This is a genomic window from Massilibacillus massiliensis (genome assembly GCF_900086705.1).
GTDB classification, from domain to species: Bacteria; Bacillota; Negativicutes; order FLKF01; family FLKF01; genus Massilibacillus; species Massilibacillus massiliensis.
The window spans coordinates 1,584,167-1,604,300 of record NZ_LT575483.1 but is presented as its reverse complement, the minus strand read 5'-3'; the positions used below and the strand labels follow the sequence as shown (position 1 = coordinate 1,604,300).

Annotated in this window: 21 protein-coding genes and 1 riboswitch; of the genes, 19 read left to right on the top strand and 2 right to left on the bottom strand. The window is 39.7% G+C overall.

Features of this window, described 5'->3' with window-relative positions; all coding sequences use genetic code 11:
* Window positions 1-201 precede the first annotated feature (201 nt).
* Window positions 202-1,056: an AraC family transcriptional regulator gene (locus tag BN6559_RS07795; RefSeq protein ID WP_110954190.1), complete on the top strand. Its 855-nt coding sequence runs from the start codon at window positions 202-204 to the stop codon at window positions 1,054-1,056.
* Window positions 1,057-1,339: 283 nt separating this feature from the next.
* Here the strand turns inward: BN6559_RS07795 and BN6559_RS07790 are convergent, their stop codons facing one another.
* Window positions 1,340-1,987 (bottom strand): prepilin peptidase, encoded by a 648-nt coding sequence (locus tag BN6559_RS07790; RefSeq protein ID WP_110954189.1) that lies wholly within the window; start codon window positions 1,985-1,987, stop codon window positions 1,340-1,342.
* A gap of 307 nt (window positions 1,988-2,294) precedes the next feature.
* Window positions 2,295-2,378: riboswitch (cyclic di-GMP riboswitch) on the top strand.
* A gap of 140 nt (window positions 2,379-2,518) precedes the next feature.
* Here BN6559_RS07790 and cpaB point away from each other — a divergent pair.
* The 10 genes from cpaB (at window position 2,519) to BN6559_RS07740 (ending at window position 11,151) form a co-directional block, all read left to right on the top strand.
* Window positions 2,519-3,466: a Flp pilus assembly protein CpaB gene (gene cpaB / locus BN6559_RS07785; protein WP_110954188.1), complete on the top strand. Its 948-nt coding sequence runs from the start codon at window positions 2,519-2,521 to the stop codon at window positions 3,464-3,466.
* Between the two features lie 12 nt (window positions 3,467-3,478).
* Complete coding sequence (locus BN6559_RS07780; RefSeq protein ID WP_110954187.1) at window positions 3,479-4,765, top strand: type II and III secretion system protein family protein; 1,287 nt, start codon at window positions 3,479-3,481, stop codon at window positions 4,763-4,765.
* A gap of 24 nt (window positions 4,766-4,789) precedes the next feature.
* Window positions 4,790-5,608, top strand: a complete 819-nt coding sequence (locus BN6559_RS07775; protein WP_110954186.1) for an AAA family ATPase — start codon at window positions 4,790-4,792, stop codon at window positions 5,606-5,608.
* A 20-nt stretch (window positions 5,609-5,628) separates the two neighbouring features.
* Window positions 5,629-6,750 (top strand): AAA family ATPase, encoded by a 1,122-nt coding sequence (locus BN6559_RS07770; RefSeq protein WP_110954185.1) that lies wholly within the window; start codon window positions 5,629-5,631, stop codon window positions 6,748-6,750.
* A gap of 2 nt (window positions 6,751-6,752) precedes the next feature.
* Window positions 6,753-7,715, top strand: coding sequence for a type II secretion system F family protein (locus BN6559_RS07765; protein WP_199883840.1), 963 nt, complete (start codon window positions 6,753-6,755; stop codon window positions 7,713-7,715).
* Between the two features lie 43 nt (window positions 7,716-7,758).
* Window positions 7,759-7,938 (top strand): Flp family type IVb pilin, encoded by a 180-nt coding sequence (locus tag BN6559_RS07760; protein WP_110954184.1) that lies wholly within the window; start codon window positions 7,759-7,761, stop codon window positions 7,936-7,938.
* Between the two features lie 95 nt (window positions 7,939-8,033).
* Window positions 8,034-8,456 carry a TadE/TadG family type IV pilus assembly protein gene (locus BN6559_RS07755; RefSeq protein WP_110954183.1) on the top strand — a complete coding sequence of 141 codons (423 nt, stop codon included), beginning with the start codon at window positions 8,034-8,036 and terminating at the stop codon, window positions 8,454-8,456.
* A 4-nt stretch (window positions 8,457-8,460) separates the two neighbouring features.
* Window positions 8,461-9,855, top strand: coding sequence for a CpaF family protein (locus BN6559_RS07750; protein ID WP_110954182.1), 1,395 nt, complete (start codon window positions 8,461-8,463; stop codon window positions 9,853-9,855).
* Window position 9,856: 1 nt separating this feature from the next.
* Window positions 9,857-10,804, top strand: a complete 948-nt coding sequence (locus BN6559_RS07745) for a type II secretion system F family protein (RefSeq protein WP_110954181.1) — start codon at window positions 9,857-9,859, stop codon at window positions 10,802-10,804.
* Window positions 10,801-11,151 carry a DUF192 domain-containing protein gene (locus BN6559_RS07740; protein WP_110954180.1) on the top strand — a complete coding sequence of 117 codons (351 nt, stop codon included), beginning with the start codon at window positions 10,801-10,803 and terminating at the stop codon, window positions 11,149-11,151. The genes BN6559_RS07745 and BN6559_RS07740 overlap by 4 nt, the downstream gene beginning before the upstream one ends.
* Window positions 11,152-11,445: 294 nt before the next feature.
* On the opposite strand, the gene BN6559_RS07735 is transcribed toward BN6559_RS07740, so the two are convergent.
* A complete protein-coding gene (locus BN6559_RS07735) occupies window positions 11,446-12,570 on the bottom strand; it encodes a Tad domain-containing protein (RefSeq protein WP_110954179.1) in 1,125 nt (374 codons plus the stop codon).
* Between the two features lie 354 nt (window positions 12,571-12,924).
* On the opposite strand from BN6559_RS07735, the gene BN6559_RS07730 reads away from it, so the two are divergent.
* The 8 genes from BN6559_RS07730 (at window position 12,925) to hxlB (ending at window position 20,114) form a co-directional block, all read left to right on the top strand.
* Window positions 12,925-14,847 carry a BglG family transcription antiterminator gene (locus tag BN6559_RS07730; RefSeq protein WP_110954178.1) on the top strand — a complete coding sequence of 641 codons (1,923 nt, stop codon included), beginning with the start codon at window positions 12,925-12,927 and terminating at the stop codon, window positions 14,845-14,847.
* A gap of 21 nt (window positions 14,848-14,868) precedes the next feature.
* Complete coding sequence (locus BN6559_RS07725; RefSeq protein WP_110954177.1) at window positions 14,869-15,525, top strand: class II aldolase/adducin family protein; 657 nt, start codon at window positions 14,869-14,871, stop codon at window positions 15,523-15,525.
* A gap of 48 nt (window positions 15,526-15,573) precedes the next feature.
* Entirely contained in the window at window positions 15,574-16,653 is a 1,080-nt protein-coding gene (locus BN6559_RS19810; protein WP_199883839.1) for a zinc-binding dehydrogenase, read from the top strand.
* Between the two features lie 120 nt (window positions 16,654-16,773).
* Complete coding sequence (locus BN6559_RS07715; protein ID WP_110954176.1) at window positions 16,774-17,076, top strand: PTS sugar transporter subunit IIB; 303 nt, start codon at window positions 16,774-16,776, stop codon at window positions 17,074-17,076.
* A 6-nt stretch (window positions 17,077-17,082) separates the two neighbouring features.
* On the top strand, window positions 17,083-18,339 hold the full coding sequence (locus tag BN6559_RS07710) for a PTS transporter subunit IIC (protein ID WP_110954175.1): 1,257 nt from the start codon (window positions 17,083-17,085) through the stop codon (window positions 18,337-18,339).
* A 36-nt stretch (window positions 18,340-18,375) separates the two neighbouring features.
* The gene (locus BN6559_RS07705; RefSeq protein ID WP_110954174.1) at window positions 18,376-18,825 is read left to right on the top strand and encodes a PTS sugar transporter subunit IIA; all 450 of its coding nucleotides are present in this window, start codon (window positions 18,376-18,378) and stop codon (window positions 18,823-18,825) included.
* Window positions 18,826-18,903: 78 nt separating this feature from the next.
* Window positions 18,904-19,575 carry a ribulose-phosphate 3-epimerase gene (gene rpe / locus BN6559_RS07700; RefSeq protein ID WP_110954173.1) on the top strand — a complete coding sequence of 224 codons (672 nt, stop codon included), beginning with the start codon at window positions 18,904-18,906 and terminating at the stop codon, window positions 19,573-19,575.
* The gene (hxlB, locus tag BN6559_RS07695) at window positions 19,572-20,114 is read left to right on the top strand and encodes a 6-phospho-3-hexuloisomerase (protein WP_199883838.1); all 543 of its coding nucleotides are present in this window, start codon (window positions 19,572-19,574) and stop codon (window positions 20,112-20,114) included. The genes rpe and hxlB overlap by 4 nt, the downstream gene beginning before the upstream one ends.
* Window positions 20,115-20,134 lie beyond the last annotated feature (20 nt).

The window sequence follows — 20,134 nt, the reverse complement described above, 5'->3', positions numbered from 1 at the left end:
AAATTTACTATTTATTTTTATCGATGATAGATTATGAAAGCACTTTTGATTTTAAGAGTAGTGGCTTCAATAATAAGAAGAATACCTGCAAGATCAAACCGGTGTTTGCTGTTAAAGAAGTTTAATTCTGTCATCAAAGAGCATTTAAAAACAGGATGAATTTATATTTTTTATTTACAATATAAAGGGAGGAGAGAACTTATGGATTGGCTTGATGGAATGAATGCGGCAATAGAGTATCTTGAGGAAAATATTACGGAGAAACTTGATATTGAGAAGGTTGCAGAAATTGCTTTATCGTCTCCGTTTCACTTTCAACGTATGTACCATATGATAACTGGTATTACGGTAGCTGAATACATACGTCGAAGAAGATTGACGCTTGCGGCACAAGACCTTATATTTGGTGAGAAGGTGATCAATGTGGCTTATAAATACGGATATGAAACACCAGAAGCATTTGCCAAAGCTTTCGGAAAAATGTATGGAATGAGTCCCACGGCAGCACGAAAGCCGGGGGTATACCTCAAAGCATATCCAAAACTCTCTTTTCATATTTCGATAAAAGGGGATAAAAATATGAATTATAAAATTGGTGAGAAAGAAAGTTTCACGGTAGTTGGTAAACAAAGAAAAATATCTATGCTAAATGGAGAGAACTTTAAACAGATACCTGAATTTTGGCACGAATGTATGGAAGATGGAACGTGTGAATGGCTTGCCTCTAAAGCTGGAAAATGGGGTGTTTTAGGTATATGTAAAGATTTTCATATAAATAAAAATGAATTTATGTATATGATTGCAGTGGAAAATCTAAAAGAGCCTCTTCCAGATGGATATCTTTCGGAAACCATACCATCGGCAACTTGGGCTGTTTTTGAATCGGTCGGTGTATTACCGGATGCAATACAATCGCTTACTCGAAGGATATTTACAGAGTGGCTGCCTGCGACTGGATATGAACATGATTGTGCACCTGAGATTGAAGTCTATCCACCAGGCGACATAGATTCACCGGAGTATAGGTGCGAAATTTGGATTCCTATCAAAAAGTAAGGTGTTCTAAATTTTTTAGAAGTGTGGAGCTGTCAACCCAATTAGCTAATCGGGCTGTTACGTTGAATGAGATGAAGGCTGTATTTGACAAGGACGAACAAAGTTTGAAACTCGATTGGATACCTTGTAGAGGAGTAACGAAATAAATGTTGTATGACGCAGTGATACTTTGAGATCAATATAATCATTGAGATTATGATGGGCTGCCACACTAAACGTGTGGCAGTTTTTCTTTGCGTCCTCGACATTTTCTGGGAAAATTTACTTACTAGCAATTGACTTTCTAAGATAAAAACAAATAAATTGCACTTAAAGCAAAATATGGCCCATAAGCAATCTTATCATGCCGCATTTTCATTTTAAGCAGCAGCAGAATCCCACTTACAATCCCGCCGGCAATGAATCCGTACAACAAAGTTAGCAGCAATTTATCTATGCCGAGCCATAGGCCTAAGATAAATAACAGCTTGATATCGCCACCACCAATTGCGCCTTTAGTTAAGATAGCAAGGAATAGCAGAACTCCACTGCCCAAAACTGCTGCAAGCAATCGATTTAAAAGACTTGCTTCTAAAAAAGGCGTGAAAAGAAAAGCAAACAAACATATTAGAACGAGAACTTTGTCTAAAATGACTTGTTGCTCAAAGTCCATAATACTGATAAATATCATGAAGGTAATAAAAATCCAATTACCGATCAGTTCTATTGGAGTCAGTGCTCGATAAACGGCGAATCCATAGAGCGGAAGTAAACAAAATAAAAAATAATAGGTTCGAATATTTGGTGTATGGACTAATTTTGCTGGAGCGTTCAAAATGGCTGACGCACTGTTTAAATATTGCTGCATAGCTACAGAGGATATATGACTTATCAAATAAACGAAGCTAAAAAAAGTAAGGAACATGAGTAAGAAAGAGATAATTTCTATCATTTATAACGCCGCCTTTGCATAAAAGTAAAGCTCCTTTTTACTATATTATAATCTAAAATAATACTGCAATAAAATTAGGACTAAAGATTCATTTTGAAATAAAAATTTAAATTTAAAATTGTAACTTAAACAAAGTTAGTTCTAACGTTTTCAAGCATATTGGGATATTTTACTATTTATGAGCTTGTAAATAAATGAATTTTTTAACATTTTTTTAACTTTTAAGTACTTGTTTGTTTATAGGCAATGATGTATTATTTTATTAACAAACAATTTATCTAATAAAATTTGGAAATTTTCATATTGATAAAACAGTTAGCAAACTTATCGAAAGGTGGGGACGCAAAGCCGTGGGTCTAAAGATCTATTCTATGACTGCCTGGTTGCATAATACGATGTGTACAAGTTTTTGTATCTTTTTATGTAATCAGGTTTTTTTACTTGCACATATTGTAAAAATATGTAATTTTATTTAGGGCGAGGACGGAATTTATTATAAATTTATGTGTATTTTGAACGGGAGGATGTACGTTGAATTTACCTGAACTACCGAGAAATTTCACGGAAAAACTAGAAAAGATGACATCAAAGCAGTTACTCCTGTTGGCTTTTGTCACAAGTATCATTGTAACTATCGTAATTTATTTATATCTAGCAGGCAAGGAGGCAGAACCTGTACAAAAATCCCAAACCTTGAGAACCGTGATTGTAGCGACTGTGGATATTCCGGAACGAACCATAATACGAGAAGATATGCTGAAGGTCGTACATCTGCCAGCAGATGTGATGCAGGCAGATGCAATCATCGATCTTAGCTCTGTAATTGGCAAAGTAGCGAAATTTAGAATCTTACAGGGGGATGTTCTGACAGAACAAAAATTATTTTCTAATCGTAAAATGGAGGGCTTTATCGGTGCCATTCCTGATGATAAACGAGCGATTTCCATTCCGGTTACAGATATTACCGGTGTTTCAGGCTTTGCAAAACCGGGCGATTATGTGGATATCATGCTGATTAGTGATAAATTGAGTAAGAATACAATATCTGGAGAAATCCTCCTGCAAAATATTTTGTTGCTGGCAATTAATAAAGAGCATGAAGTAGCGGAGGGGAAGAAAGAAAATGCAAAAGAGCAGTTAACGACAGCAACCATTGCAGTCTCTCCTGAAGATGTCGTGAAAATTGCGGCAGCGCAGTCTCAAGGAACAATTTATTTGGCATTAAGACCCTTTAAGCCGAAAAATACGTTTATTTTGATGAACAGACAATTTTATCGACAGCTTGCACGAGATGAAGATAAGCCGGAAAAAACGGCAAGCAGTGTTACTGAAAATGTGCCACGGTCTGCTTATCCGGATCGAATGCAAGCGCAAGCAGCACCTCTGGCGATAGAACCGCCACGTGGAGATGCTGTTAAAAGTTCTCATCAAATCACTGTGATTCGTGGAAATGCGGCGGATACAGTACAAGTAAAATAAGGGGAAACGCATATGAATTTAAGAATTAGCATATACAAAATTGTTTTCATTTCTTTATGTTGTATGTTTTATATGATGAGTGCAGTGATGGCACAGGCGAATCTTTTTATGGAGGTAAATCAGTCTTCTTATCTGAATGCCGGGGATGCGATTACGCAAGTGGCGGTTGCGAATCCAGAAATTGCTGATGTTACGGTAATTTCAACAACAGAAATGCTGCTTGTTGCCAAAAAGCCAGGGACGACGACCTTATACATATGGACCAACAATGGTATGCGACAGGAATATCTGCTCAGCGTGCAAGAATATGATACGAAAACTGCGACTTATATTAAGCAGATGATTGGTTATCAAGACGTAGTTGTCGAAAAAATCGGCGATAAGATTCTTTTACGTGGTTTTGTTGAAAATCAGTTAGAAAAAAATCGTGCGGAGAAGATTGCCGAGCTGTATGGCAGTAAAGTGGTGAATTTGCTGGAGATGACAACGCCGTCGCAGATCCGAATCGAGGCTAAAATATTAGAGATATCGACGGATAAGGTAAAAAAATTAGGCATTCAATATGCCAATGCATCGGATATTGATTCAGAATCAGGGATTGTTACAATCGGTACGACAGGTATTTTTGGTTTTGGTCAGACCTTTTCAAACTCGCGGGATGGTTCCAGTTCTAAAATGGGCGGCTATGCTGATATCAATGCAACGTTGCAGGCACTCATTACCAACGGTGATGCTAGAATTCTTTCACAGCCGAGCATGGTTACGATGAGCGGAGAGAAGGCAAATATTTTAATCGGTGGTGAAATGCCGATTCCGATCAGTAATTCTGATGGTCAATTAACAGTGGAATGGCGTGAGTATGGAATTAAGCTTAATATTGAGCCAACTGTTGATGAACAGAGCAAGATTACGAGTAAGGTGACCGCCGAGGTCAGTACGCTTGATAGTGCATCGTCAGCGGCGATCAATTTAAGTAGTGGGTTATCTATTCCGGCGTTAAAATCTCGTAAAGCGGAAACTGTCATACATTTATCCTCTGGAAGCATGATGGCGATTGGTGGGTTGATTAGTTCCGAAGACGGCAAACAAGTCATGAAATTTCCGTTCTTAGGAGATTTGCCGATTATAGGACGTTTCTTTCGCTCGACGACGACTTCAAAAGAGCGAAAAGAAATTATCATTTTGGTTACACCGACACTAGTAGACGAAACAACACCCGTTAAGATGTCGGATGAAATGAAAAAAATGCTGGAAGGCGCAAAAGATGAGCCAGCGAAGGCAGACTCGGAGAAGAAGTAATAAAGCGTGGTGAGATAAGACGTGATGGAAGAAATGAAAAATGGAATTATTCTTATGGTATTCAGTACGGCTTCTGCTGTGGGGAAAACTTTATTGAGTGTCAATATGGCAACTGAATTGGCGAAAGATGGCTACAAAGTTTGTGTTGTAGACTTGGATATGCAGTTTGGTGATGTCTGCAACTATTTGCAGTTAACGCCGGATAAAACGATTTATGATGCACAGGCTGCTGTGCAAAGCAGCCAAGAAAATTTTTCGGCAGAGCGTTATACGATATCGTATCAGTATCAAGATGTAACCTTTTCTGTTATGGCGGCACCGCTCTATTTAGAACAGGCGTATAATTTCTCTACACAGGCCGTAGCTGCCGTAATTGCGAACTTACGCAGTGCATATGATTATATTGTTTTAGATACAACGGCTGCCTTCAGTGATCTGAATTTGGCAATGATGGATCTTAGCACGGTGATTACCTTTGTCGGTATTGTTGATTTTATTCCGACGATTAAGAATATGAAGGTCGGCTATGACACGATGCGCAGTATCGGTTATGAAAAAAATAAGATTCGTTTTATTCTAAATCGCAGCAATTCAAAAACACATATTGAATTGCAAGATGTTGAGCAGTTATTAGAAGAACGGTTTTATCATGTGTTACCTAATAATTTTTCGACAGCAATTGAGTCTATCCATAAAGGGATACCGATTGTTTTGGATGATGCGCGCAGCGAACTTGGGCGGAGCATGCAGGAGCTGATTGCTAAATATACCAATCGAGCAACAGAAGAAGGGGCAAAGAATGATTCTGTATCCTCGTGGATGAAGTGCTTATTTAAATCATAACGGGAAAGGAGCAAAGCAAGATGCAGGAATATCGCGTTTTATTGATTGAACAAAATCGTATTATGATGGAACGCTTGTCTAGTGTAGTACGGAATACAAAAGGCTTTCAACTGGTTTTTCGGCATCAGGATCCACGTGAGGCTTTGGGGCAGGGCGGCGTATTTGTACCGAATTTAGTACTGCTGGACATTGATGTAGCAGAAAATATCCAACTGGTTCGGGATTTTGTTCGGGCATTTCCCCAAGCCGGCATTTTATGCATCAGCAACCGCTGGAATGCAGAGGCAGCGAGTGCAGTGGTGAAAACAGGTGCGAAGGGGTATCTGATCAAGCCATTCACGAGTGAGGAATTGCTGGCAGCGGTGAATACTTTTGGCAAAAGTGGTATGGGAATGCTGAGCGATGTGTTGACATTTTTTAGTCCAAAAGGAAAAAGCGGAAAAACAACGTTGATTGCGAATTTGGCGATGGCGTTAGCACGCAAGACGGAACAAACGGTTGCGATCATTGATGCCGATTTACAATTTGGTGATATGGCAGTCTTTTTCAATCTGGAGCCGCAAAGTACGATCGTAGAAGCAGTCAGAGATATTAATTTTCTATCACCAATTACGTTGAATTCTTATTTTATGCCGATTGCGGATAATGTTCGAGTGCTTTGCGGTACAAAGCGCCCCGAACTTGCTGAAAACGTTAGCCCTAAAGCGTTTACCGAACTGTTAGAAATGGCAAAGAGCTTGTTTCGTTATGTTTTGATCGATGTACCACCGGCGTTTAATCCTATTTCAATTGCGGCAGCGGAGGCGGCAAATACGGTTTATCTCGTTTCGATGGTGGGAGAAGGCTTTGAGGTGCAGCATATGAAACGCGCATTGGATGTTTTTCAAACCTGGCCAGATTATCAGCAAAGAGTACAGACGGTTTTTACGCGGGTAGAGCCGTGCAATCAAGAAGCAAAAAAATGCCTGGAGCTTCGATTACAATATCCGATTTGTACAATTGTTCCCAATGCATATCTGCTGGTTTCTGCCGCAGCAAATAATGGACGAATGGCGGTAGATATCCATCCGGAGTCTCCTTTGGTGCAGAGCATTGAGCTGCTCGCCGAGCAAATTAGCAATCGCCACTATAAGGTGGGATAGTTATGCTGTTACTAGTAGCTTTATTCAGTGGAATGCTGGTATTTATCGTGTTCTTACTGTTAATTGAGTATTTTACACGCAGTAGAAAAAAGCTTAGCCGTAAGGTACGGCTTTATGCTGAACCGATGCAAACCAAATCTTATAACGATGGCAAATCTGATTCGCTAGAGAATTTTATGAAGTTCATTCGATATTTGGGATTGAAAATTCGTGGAATTCCGCAGACAAAATCGCTTGAAATTAAAATGCAGCAAGCCGGACTGCCGCTCTTGGCTTCGGAATTTTTGGTCTTGGTTATAGGGGCAGGTTTGCTGGCAGCGCTTATGGTATTGATGATTACATTGAAAGCTTTGCAAGCGGGCATTGTTGGTTTAGTAGTTTTCTTCGGCGGATTTTTATATTTGCGCATACGAATTGCGCGGCGACAAATAGAATTTAATAATCAGCTTGGCGATGCCCTGACGATGATGTCAAATGCGATGCGATCGGGATTCAGCTTTTTACAGGCGATGGATCTGATTGGTAAAGAGATGAAGCCGCCGATTTCTTTAGAATTTTTTAAGGTACTTGCCGAGATTCGCCTCGGCGCGGACGTGGAAACAGCACTGCTCAATATGGGCAAGCGTGTCCAAAGTTCAGATCTAGATTTAGTCGTGACTGCTGTACTGATTCAACGACAAGTCGGCGGCAATTTAGCACAGATTCTTGATACGATTTCTCAGACGATCAATGAGAGAATTAAAATGAAGCGAGAGATTAAGACACTCACGGCACAGGGGCGTCTTTCTAGTTGGGTATTGGGCGCTTTGCCAATTGGTGTTGGTGTAATATTGTCAATTATTAATCCTGGATATTTAAAGCCGCTATTTGATGAGCCAATGGGGCAGATGATGATAGTTGGCGCTTTGGTTTCTGAGGTAATCGGGTTTTTGATCATTCGAAGGATTGTTACATTAGATGTTTAAAACCATAAGGTTTTTACATATATTTTAATGAGGAGGAATTATTATGTTAATGTATTGGAAAATTTTTAAGGATAGCTATTTAGGAGAAAAAGGACAGGGTATGGTGGAGTATGCGGTTATTCTTGCATTTGTCGCAATTGTTGCAGTATCTTTTACTAATGGTGGAGCGCTGTCTGCTGCGATAGGTCGAGCGATTACGGCAGTTACGGCGGTCTTACCTTAAGAAACATATAATATTATGGTATAATTTTGAGCCTCTTGAATTTTCAAGGGGCTGTTTTCTCTCTGAAAAATAAAAGGCGTGATGAGGTGTAGTGCATGTGTAAATATAAAGATCAAGCAGGACAATCAATTCTAGAGTTTGCCATTGTATTTCCTTTTTTTATGTTTATGTTTTTTGGTTTTACTTACACGGCTTTACTTTGTCACGATTATCTTACGTTGACGTCGATTGCTCGTGATAGTGCTAGAGCGGCGGCAGTCGGTGTGGCGGAAGATACCATTCGTAACAGATATGCCTCACAGAATTTTTTAACAAGTGTTTATACTTGGAATCCATCTTCGCAAACAGATGACTTTGTTTTTGAAACACAAGATGAAGTGGTAAATAATACTGCTGCCGGAAGGCGGGTTACAGTGACATTGACAGCGCGTTGTACTTGGGCTGGTATCAGCCTTATGGGAATGGATTTTTCGTTGCCACCAACAATTCAATCTTCGCTGACGATGCATAAGGAGTGATACGATGTCATTATTGGAACGATTGGGAAGAAAAGAAGCCATTGAGGAGCAAAAACCGATTTTTGCCGGGAGAAAAAATAAGGCGACAGAGGATCAGTATCAGGAATTGAAGCTGGATATTCACCGTCGCATTGTGGATGAGATGAATCTGGAGCAACAGCAAATTTTAACGAATGGACAGCAAGATCGCCGAGAAGTGGAATTGATCATCACGGAATACTGTAACCGAGTGCTAGATGAAAATCCGTTTGCAGTGCCGCGCGGTGAGAGAAGTGCGATCGTCGCGGATGTGCTGGATGAAATGCTCGGTTTGGGACCGATTGAACCACTGTTGAAAGATGAAACAATTACAGAAATTATGGTGAATGGCCCTAAACATGTATTTGTTGAACGCATGGGGAAATTGCATCTTAGCAAAGTACAATTTCATGATGACGGACATTTGATGAATATCATTGAGCGCATTATTGCACCGATGGGCAGGCGGATTGATGAGAGTTCTCCATTGGTGGATGCACGTTTAGAGGATGGATCGCGTGTAAATATCATCATCCCCCCCCTTTCCTTGGTGGGGCCTTGTGTAACGATTCGCAAATTTACACGAGAACCGCTTACGGTAGAAAATTTGATTGGATTTGGCTCACTCAGTGAAGATATGGCGACTTTTTTACGAGCTTGTGTGGCAGCACGTGTCAATATACTTGTATCCGGTGGGACGGGTTCAGGGAAAACAACAACTTTGAATGTTTTATCTTCCTTTATTCCAACTGATGAGCGAATTGTTACGATTGAGGATGCGGCAGAGCTTAGACTGATGCAGGACCATGTGGTTACTTTAGAAAGTCGTCCGGCGAACATTGAAGGTACAGGAAGGATTACAATTCGTGATTTGGTACGCAATGCGCTTCGGATGCGGCCGGATCGAATTTTAGTCGGAGAAGTGCGTTCAGGTGAAGCACTGGATATGCTGCAGGCAATGAATACCGGACATGACGGATCGTTGACAACGGCACATGCCAATACGCCGCGGGATGCTTTAAGTCGTTTGGAGACGATGGTATTGATGGCTGGTATGGATCTGCCGGTCAGAGCAATTCGAGAACAGATCTCTTCGGCGGTGGATTTGATTATTCAACAGGCTAGACTGCGGGATGGCAGTCGAAAAATTACACATATCACTGAGGTACAGAATATGGAAGGTGATGTGATTATTTTGCAGGATATTTTCCAGTTCGTCCAAAGTGGTGTCGATGAAAAGGGTAAAATCATCGGACAGTTTAAGGCGTCCGGTATACAGCCAAAGTTTATCGAAAAATTTCAAACGAATGGAATTCATATTCCGATTCAATTGTTTGAACTTGGCGGCGAAGCTATGTTAAATGATGAATGGGGGCGTTAATATGGCATTATGGATTGCGCTTGCCTGCGGATTTTTCATATTTTTATTTTTCTATCTATTTATCATTACCAAGATTGCACCGAGAACGCAAGTGAAAGAGCGTGTACAACGTATGCAACGGGCGGCTTCATTAGATGAACAAGTACGGTTTGAAAGTGATAAATTGGATAAACCTTTTACAGAACGCATTGTCCTGCCGTTTTTTCATGGTATAGAGGAAAAGCTGATTCGCTTGGCGCCAAGCCGTATTTCTGAAATGTTGGCAGCTCGTATCCTACGTGCTGGAAAACAGCATATCTGGAGCGTGAATGCATTTGTCTGCTTCTGGATGTTGTCCTCTATTGCTTGTATGATCATCGCGGTATTTTTTGCTTTTTATGTGAAACATATGATTTTTATTCAGGGGTTTGCGATTACAGTTGCGGCTATTGTGATTGGTGCGGCACTGCCTCTTGTATTTTTGGATTCATTGATAGCTAAACGACGCAAGCTCATTCTGCGGCAACTGCCGGAGGTATTGGATTTGCTCTGTGTGAGTGTACAGGCTGGGTTATCTTTTGATGGTGCGATGTCAAAAGTTACCGATAAAATGAAAGGACCGCTGATTGATGAGTGCAGTAAAATGTTGCGTGATATTCGCATGGGGATGACAAGACGGATTGCGCTTACGAATATGGCAGAGCGTTGCCGGTTACAGGAAATGCATTTGTTTACCGCAGCAGTGATCCAATCAGATCGGCTTGGTGTGAGTATGGGAAAGACCTTGTTGGTGCAGTCTGAAAATATGCGCGAACGTCGTCGCCAGTCGATTAAGGAAGAAGCCTTGAAAGCACCGGTAAAAATGCTGTTTCCCTTGGTTTTATTTATTTTCCCAGCCTTATTTATCGTCGTACTCGTTCCCGTAATTCTCAGCTTGGCACGTAATTTAGGAGGCGTATTGGGTAAATGAAAATGCATTGTCTTGCTGTGGAATTGGAACGTAGACCCGTTGAGCTAAAAATCACGATCGCTGATACTTTTTGGACCCGTTTCATAGGCTTATTGGGAACCTCGGCTTTGGAGAATATTGAAGGGCTATTGCTTTGCAATTGCAATAGTGTACATATGATAGGTATGCGGTATGCCTTGGATATTGTGTATTTAGACAGAGATGGAAGGATTCTAAAAATTATTGAAAATTTACGGCCTTGGCAAGTGAGCTGGTGCTGGAAAGCCAAGGATACGTTGGAGATAAAGAGTGGAATGGTGAAACAGTTTAATTGGAAAGTGGGAGAACAATTAAATTTTCATAGATAAAGAGACCAGTGCATTAAAATTTTGTTTGTGAAAATCTTGATGTATTACTAAGCACGTAGATGTCCTTTTAGCATTGCCCAAAAGAACGAAAAGGCTAGGCCTAGAACCTCCAAAACACTTGAAAAAATGCCAACTTGCTAAAATCTGTAAACTCACTTCGTTCAAACAAACAGATTTTTTAACGCAAGTTGGCATTTTTTCATACTGCGGAACGTGTTTTTCCGGAAAAGGCCAGGAACGAAAATAATAGTGGTGTCGCATTTTAATGCGATACCACTATTGTTTATGTCTATTTTATTCGGTAAGACTGACTTTGGTTGTGCCGCCACTACCAGTGCCAATATCGAACGATTTACCATTTATCGTAGTATTTCCATAGCCTAAATCTAAGGTTTTACCAACGATACTTCCGTTAAAGGTACTTCCGCCCATATTTAAATTGATTTTACCGTTTGGCGCATATAGGATTCCATAGAATGATCCGTTGAAGGTAAAGTTGATATCACCGTTAAGCGAGCAAAAGATAATATGGTTATTAGAACTCATGGTTTTACCGTTATTGCCTGGAAAGACAATATCGCCTTCGGCGATTACGATTGTTGTTGTATCTAAACTTCCATCCCATTTTACATAGCCTGGTTTGAAATCGCCGGTTACATAGATTCCTTGACCGAATGAAGATAAATCTAAACCGTCTGTGTAGTCCTTCTTGTTGTAAGTATTTTTACTTTTTATTTCATTAATGCGCGAAGATAAGCCGGAGTTAGCAACAGAAATATCAATTGCGGCAGCACTTCCTGTAGCGGTTCCGTTTAGATGAAATGAATTTTGGGAGGTACTGGACCAGATATCTTTGTTTACAGCAGTGATTGTGCCTGTGGCAGTATTGTTTCCACCGCCTTGACTAATTTTGTAGTTGGAGTGAATCAAACCATTATATATATTTCCACCACCGGGTCCTAAGTTTAAAATACCATTATCAGAGCCAGAAATAATTGTGTAATCGAAGATGTTTTTTCCGCCTCCCTGATATGATGCCGTTGCATGTACTGCAAGATTCACAGTATTAAAATCAAAATACTTAAAAAAGAACAATGGAATATCTTTAGAGATATCAACGCGAAGTTTTTTTAAGGAATCCTCTGTAGGAAAAGAATAAGTCACCGTTTGATTTATATCAGTGTCATCTTTATTTTTATCAATATAGGTATTGGCAAAATTCTGTGCAGCGACATTACTTGTTCCAAGTTTGGAAGCACCTGCCAGGGCCGCTGCGTCGGCTACGTTTTGCATATGGGCGTGCTGTACATAGACATAGCCGATATCTACGGCGAGTCCAGTAAAGGCAAGAAAAATTGGTAATAGAACGGCTGTGAATACGAGTATTGAACCACGTTGGAACAGGTTGGTTTTACGCATTATAGTGTCTCCTTATCGGGTAAAATCCTTTACTATTATTATATAATAAATGGTAATTTTCTTTCAAGGAAAAAGAAGCATGTTATGTTAAAAGTTCGTAAAATTCCGTTCTGAAAACAAAGTTGGTCTGCATAAAATAGAGGCTGTTTTAAAAATAAAATGCGTGGAAGATAAGAAGTATTTAAGATATAATTTTCCAATGTGAAGTTATATGCGGAAAATAGTTTTAAATAATTATCGGAAGATTTCCTCAATTCAGGAAACTATATTGTCTATGCGCATGAAAAAAAGTCTGTTACAATGATATCAATTTAAGAAATGGAATGCACAGCGAGGGAAAAGGAGCTGGATTTAATGTGCAGGTTAAATCAACGATGTAGAAAAATATTTGAAATGTTGATACGATATCCGCAGGGCATTACGGGCGAAGAGCTTGCACAATTGTTACAGGTATCTTCCCGAACGATTCGTTCCGATATGAAAAAAATGCAAAGTGTACTTTCAGAAAGAAAAAGCAAAATTATCTCTGCACCCAATAAGGGATATAAACTTTGCTCTGCAGAAGAAGGAGAGGATCTTTTATCAGTATTATTTGATGAAAGCGGCAGTAGTTTGGATGACAGCGGAGGAAGAACTGAATTTATCATTTGCCGTTTACTTGCATGTACGTTTTCTGATGAAACGATTACGCAGATGGATTTGGCAGAAGAAATGTTTTTGGGACTTTCTACGTTTAAAATACAGTTGAATGATGTGAGGGAACAATTAAAAAGGTATGGTTTACATATTGTCCAGTACAAAACAGAGGGAATTTGTTTACAAGGGACAGAAGGAAATTTACGATATTGTATTTCTGAATTTTTGGCAAAAAATCAAGAGGGGATTTTATATCGAAAAGTTTTTTCTGATGTAAGTATGGACGATATGGATCGGATGCTGCAGCGTGTTTTAAATATGAGAAACCTTCAATTGACAGATTCAGCTAAGACGAATTTGTGCATACATGCAGCGCTTGCACTGCAGCGTTCTAAGTTAAATAAGATTGTATCGTATTCGGTAAGCGCGGCAAAAAATTTAGAGAGTAATTTTGAATATAGTATTGCCAAAGATATGATAGAAGAAATTTTCCATCAAACAGGAGTAGATGTATCCTTTAGTGAAGTCTATTACATTGCCCAATGTTTGTTGACCAGTAAACGAATTGCCAATGAAGGGAATTTTGTAAACAAAGCGCATGTGCGAGATCTGGTCAAAAAGATATTACAGGAAGTAAAAGATAAGATGTCTTTAGATTTTACAGAGGATAAATATTTAATTGATGGACTGTCTTTGCATTTAAGTATTGCGATGGCGCGTGTCGAATTTCATATGAATATAAGAAATGAACTTCTAAACACAATAAAGAAAGACTATCCGTTGGCTTTTCAGATGGGGATTTTGGCAGGAAAAGTGGTAAGAGAAATAGATCATATTGAATTTAATGAAAGTGAGATAGGATATATTGCGCTTCACTTTGGAGCCGCCATTAGCCGCAGTGGAATCAAAGAGGGAATACAACCGAAAAATGTGGTGATTGTTTGTTCAGCGGGTCTTGGCGTTGCTGTTTTGTTAAAGGCGAAGATTGAGGAATATTTTCATGAAAGAATTCAGGTGATGAAGATCATTCCTAAATATGAAGTGACACAGACTTTGCTTAATGAAGTAGATTTTGTTTTTACGACGGTTCCTTTGGAAAATATGAATTCTTTAAAGATCATACGCATCAATCATATGCTTAAACAAAATGACATTTCGAGAATCGAAGAGGTTGTATTTAGAAAGCCGACAATTCAAGTCGATGATATTAAACAATTTTTTGATGCCAGTAACTTTTACACCGGAAAATCCTTTGATACAAAAGAAATATGTTTGAATTTTTTAACCGATGCAGCGATACAAAAAGGGTTAATGAGTGAAGAAACCAAAAAATCTGTTTTTGAAAGGGAGAAGCTTTCTGCTACCGCAATCGGAGAATGGACGGCGATTCCCCATCCGATTTATAATGATATTGCTGTATCCTCTATTTCGATATTAATTTTGGATCGTCCAGTGAAATGGGATGAAACAAGTATGGTGCAGGTGGTTTTTCTTTTAAATATAGAAAAAGAAAAAGGCTCGCTTTGGGAAACTGTTTTTTTGAAATTATATCATTATATAAAAGAGCAGAATGGAATTCAGTCGCTGCTCCAGAAAAAATCGTATGAAAAGTTTTTAAATGAATTTTTAAAAACCTTTTAAATATAACAGTCATAGGAGGCCATGATGGATAAAGATTTGGAATTTAAGAAAGAGATTGTGTTTTATGCAAAGCTGTTGGATGAAAAGGGATTGGTGAATCCCTTGGAAGGAAATATTTCTATTTTCGATAGAGAATCAGGCAAATTATATATTACGCCTTCTGGGATGAGAAAATCATTGCTGACACCGGACATGATTGCGGTTATGAAGGATGGAGAGCAGATCGATGGAACAAAGAAGCGCTCTAGTGAGTACCTGCTGCATGAGGCTGCACTTCGTTCACGGCCAGATTGTAATGCCGTTGTTCATACACATGCACCGCATTTAACGGCGTTTGCTTATTGTAATAAACCGATTCAGCTTCGCTGTTCTGCAACCTTCGGATTATTATTTGAAGATATTCCATGCTTGCCATTTGGCCAGCCGTCAACAAAAGATATTGCCAATGGGCTGGAAGATGCGATGAAAGATCATGATATGGTTTTATTGGGAAATCATGGCTGTGTATGTGTTGGCAGTGAGTTAGAAAAAGCGGTTGCCTTTTTGGAAGCAGGCGAAGAAGTGATGAAGATTTATACGATTGCTAAATCTATCGGTGAGATTCATGATATTCCAGAAGAGGAATGGGAAAAAATGTGTAATACACATGCAGGAAGTAAAAGAAATCGTTATAAATAAGAACTTTGCTGTTTGTTACGCCCGCCCTAAAAGAGGGCGGGGTAATAGATGGACTATTCCAAAGGAAAAAAATATAGATGGGGTGAAAAAATGCAAGCAGCAATTATGTATGGACCCGATGACATTAGAGTTGAAGAGATACCAAAACCAACTTGTCCCTCAGGCGGTCTGATTTTAAAGGTTATGGCAGTCGGTTTGTGTGGTTCAGATATCCGCAATATGGGGACGGATTCTCGTATGGGACAGTATCCGCATATTTTTGGACATGAAATTGTCGGTGTAGTTGATGAGGTGGATGCAGACGTTGAAATTTACGCACTTGGTGATCGGCTTTATATTTATCCAGAGGATCATTGCTTAAAATGTGAACCTTGTCGCGGCGGGCATAGTGAAAATTGTCTGCATCCCGGCGATTATATCACAAGACAAGGAGGGTTTGCCGATTATGTGTCGGTGAGCAAGGCGCAGTTGGAAAGGGATGCTGTATTCAAGCTTCCGGCTGATGTAAGCTTTGAAAGTGCAACCTTAAGTGAGCCATTGTCTTCCGTATTCGCTTGTCAAGAAAATATCGGGATTACATTAGGTGATACAGTCGTTATTATTGGTGCAGGTCCGATTGGCTGTTTTCATGCACAACTGGCAAAATTGCGGGGGGCCCAGCAGGTGATCATGGTTGAAATTAATGACAACCGTCTGGAGATGACAAAACAGTTTGGTGCTGATTTTATTATCAATAGTATAAAGGAAGATCCAATTCAGCGCATAAAAGAAATTACCAAAGGTAAAGGGGCAGATAAAGTAATTTCCGCAAATCCATCGGTAAAGGCGCAGGCACAAAGTATTTATATGGCAAGACAGGGAGGTATTATTGTTTTCTTCGGTGGTGTTCCAAAAGGGAGTTTATGTGAATTGGATACGAATTATATCCACTATAACAATCTTTGGATTTATGGACATTTTGGTGCAAATAGTTTGCAAGTGCAAAAGGCCTTTGAACTCGCAATCTCAGAAAAGTTTCCAGCGAAAAAGTTTATTACACATATACTTCCACTTAAGGAGATTCAACAAGGGATTGATCTATCTCGTAATGGAACAGCGATTAAAGTTGTGTTACAGCCCAATTTATAAAAAAATCAATCTAATGCATTAGATATTACAATACAAAACTGAATATTAAAAATATTCTATATATTTATCTAGACAATAGAAGTATAGAGCTGAACATTAAATTTTGGGAGGGTTTATAAAATGATTAAAGGATTAGTTGCATGTGGGAGTGGGATTGCTACGTCAACCGTGGCGCAAGAGGCGGTTAAAAAAATTCTGGCAGAGGCAAATATTCAGGCGACGATTACCAAAGGAAACCTTACAGAAATTCCGGTGAAACAAGATGGCGTAGATATTATTTTTGTTACTTCAAACTACAATGAACCGACGAAAAAGCCGATTATTAAAGTATTTGGTTTGATTTCAGGGATAAATAAGGAAGGCATAAAAAAAGAAATTATTGAGACTTGCAGAAGCATTGAAAATCAAAAAGTAGAGGAGTGATAACTTATGGATATGCTGTTAAATATCGTACAAACGGTTTTAGGTATGGGCGCGGTTGTTATTCTGCCTATTATGATTTTTATTTTGGGATTGATTTTCAGAATGAAAGTTGGTGCATCCTTGCAGGCCGGTCTGATGATCGGTATTGGTTTCCAAGGTCTACTTTTGGTAATTGGTCTTTTGATGTCTGCGATTCAGCCAGTTGTTGCATATTATCAAGGAATGGGCAGTGGTTTTACTACAGTAGATATTGGCTGGGCAGCTTTGGGAGCTGCCTCCTGGACGGTTCCGTTTGCTCCAATTGCAGTTCCTTTGATTATTTTAGCGAACGTTATTTTGATTAAACTGGGCTGGACAAAAGTAATGAATGTGGATATGTGGAATTTTATCCATTTTCTGATTCCGGGTGCACTTGCTTATGTACTTTTTGATAGCGTAGTGCTTGGTATTGTCGTTACGGTTGGTCTTTCGATTGTCGCGTTGTTTATTTCGGAAAAAGTAGCACCTTACTGGGAAAAAACATATGGGCTAGAAGGTACCACGTGTACGTGTCTGTCTTTTATCAGCTATATGTGGCCATTGGCAATTATCGTCAATAAGATTATTGATTATATTCCCGGGCTGAACAAGATGGAAGTAGACTTAGGCAATTTGCAAGCAAAAGTTGGTTTCTTTGGCAATCCGGCCTTCATTGGTCTCGTGGTTGGTGTATTATTAGGTTTGATTACCCAACAGCCGTTTACGGTTGTTACAATGATCGGTATGGGGCTTGCCAGCGTACTATTATTAATTCCTCGTATGGTTGCCATTATGATGGAAGGTTTGACGCCGATTGGCAATGCGGCAAATGATTTTATGAAAAAACAAGTGGGTGAGGATACAAATATATACATCGGAATGGATGTTTGTCTTGGTTTAGGTCATCCAGCATGTATTGTTTGTACGGCGCTTTGTATTCCGTTCACAATACTGTTGGCATTTGTGATTCCTGGTATGTCTTACTTCCCGATAGGATTGCTCACATCTGTTTGCTATATTACGGTTATGTGTGTCATGGCAAGTGAAGGAAAATTGGTAAGATCTCTGATCTGCTGTATGGTAAGTATGGTGTTGATTACTTGGGGCGCGAATTTATTTGCTGTAGAAGCGACGGCGCTTGTTAATTCAACACAGATGCAGGTAAATGGTCTTGTTACAGATGGTTATTTCGGATTTAATCTGCCAGCGATTATTATCAGCTTATTATCAAGAGTGATGGGATAACGTTGCAATGAAAAAATTGTTCAAGGGGTTTTTATTATGAGTGAAAAAGAGCGGGCTTATATTGCCATTGAAGGTCATGCTGAGGATTGGGAAGAAGCCCTTCGGCTTTGCAGCGCGGAGTTGATGAAAAACGCTTGTATAGGCGGTGATTTTGCAAAAGCATGTGTGGAAAGAGAAAAAAAGTTTCCCACCGGTCTGCCGACTGCTATTCCGGTAGCAATACCACATGCGGCGTCTGAAGAGGTCTATAAGACAGCGGTCTGCGTACTGAAATTAGATAAGCCTGTAAAGTTTTATCGTATGGATGCAGCAGAAGAAGCCGTTGAAGTAAAACTCGTTTTTAATTTAGCAATTCAAGGGCGAGATGCGCATTTAGATTTCTTGCAGAAACTGATTGGTTTTGTGATGGATGAAAAGCAGTTAAAGAAATGCACAGAGTTGTCAGTGAAGGATATCCCGTCGTATTTGGCATCTGTGATCATTTAAAAAGATAAGATCGGTTATGCTGGCTGCAGAAGCATGCAGTTTGGGGTCAGTGTCACGGTTGAAGGGAGAATAATTACTATGAAAGAAGTAAAATTGTCACCGTCGATTTTTGCAGCGGATATTGTGAATTTAAAACAGCAGCTTGCTATATTAGAAAGAAATGATGTTGAGCTTTTGCATGTAGATGTGATGGATGGCATGTTTGTAAATCGTATCGCTTTTGGCGCAGATCACATTCGTATGCTGAAGCAGAGTACGCAAATTCCATTAGATGTGCATTTGATGGTAGTTCGCCCGGAACGTTATATTGAATCCGTAATTGATGCGGGAGCAGATATTGTTACTGTACATCAAGAATCTACAACGATGTTGTATCATTGTTTGGAACTGATCAAAAGAAGGGGGAAGAAAGCCGGTGTTGTCTTGAGCCCGGCAACTTCTCCTACGACGATTCAGTATGTAATGGATATAGTGGATATGGTTCTCGTGATGACAGTAAATCCGGGAGAGGGAAAGCAATGTTTTTTAAAAGATATGCTGCCGAAAATCCATGCTGTGAAAGATATGACCGAGGGCAAGTGTATTGATATTGAAGTTGACGGCAGCATTGATGATCATACGGCAATGCTTTGCCAACAGGCAGGCGCAAATATTTTTGTATCAGGTGGGTATATATTTGGTGATGAGATAGAAAAACGAATTCAAAGATTACAGCAAGTTTTAGGTGTGCAGCGAGGCGATTTATTGTGAAAGAGCTAAATTGCATTTTTGAGGAATTACACCAAGCGACAAAAAAACTTGAAGCAGTGAAAGCAGCGGATCTTGTTTTAAATATGAAAACGGCCAAAAGAATTTTTGTTTATGGAACCGGGCGAAGTGGTTTGATGCTAAAAGCCTTTGCAATGCGGCTTATGCAGCTTGGTTACGAAGTATATGTGATCGGTGAAACAATCACGCCCTCCGTGGGTGAAGGCGATTTATTGATTGTGGCATCGGCATCTGGAGAGACAGAAAGTGTTTGCAGTGCAGTGGAGGCGGCTCAAAAAAGTGGAGCCAGTGTAGTTACATTGACGGCGGAGCCGAAATCCAGGCTGGCAAACCTTCAAAGCCCATGGGTTGTCATTGCATCGGCTACAAAATTTTCTACATCTGATGCAAGTCTACAGCCACTTGGAAGTTTGTTTGAGCAAATGCTGTTGTTATTGTTGGATGGAATCAGTTTGTATATCAGTGAGCAAAATTATGCGGGAAGTGCTGGCATGGCAAAGCGACATGCCAGTATTGAGTAATGAAGAACAAGGGGATGGAG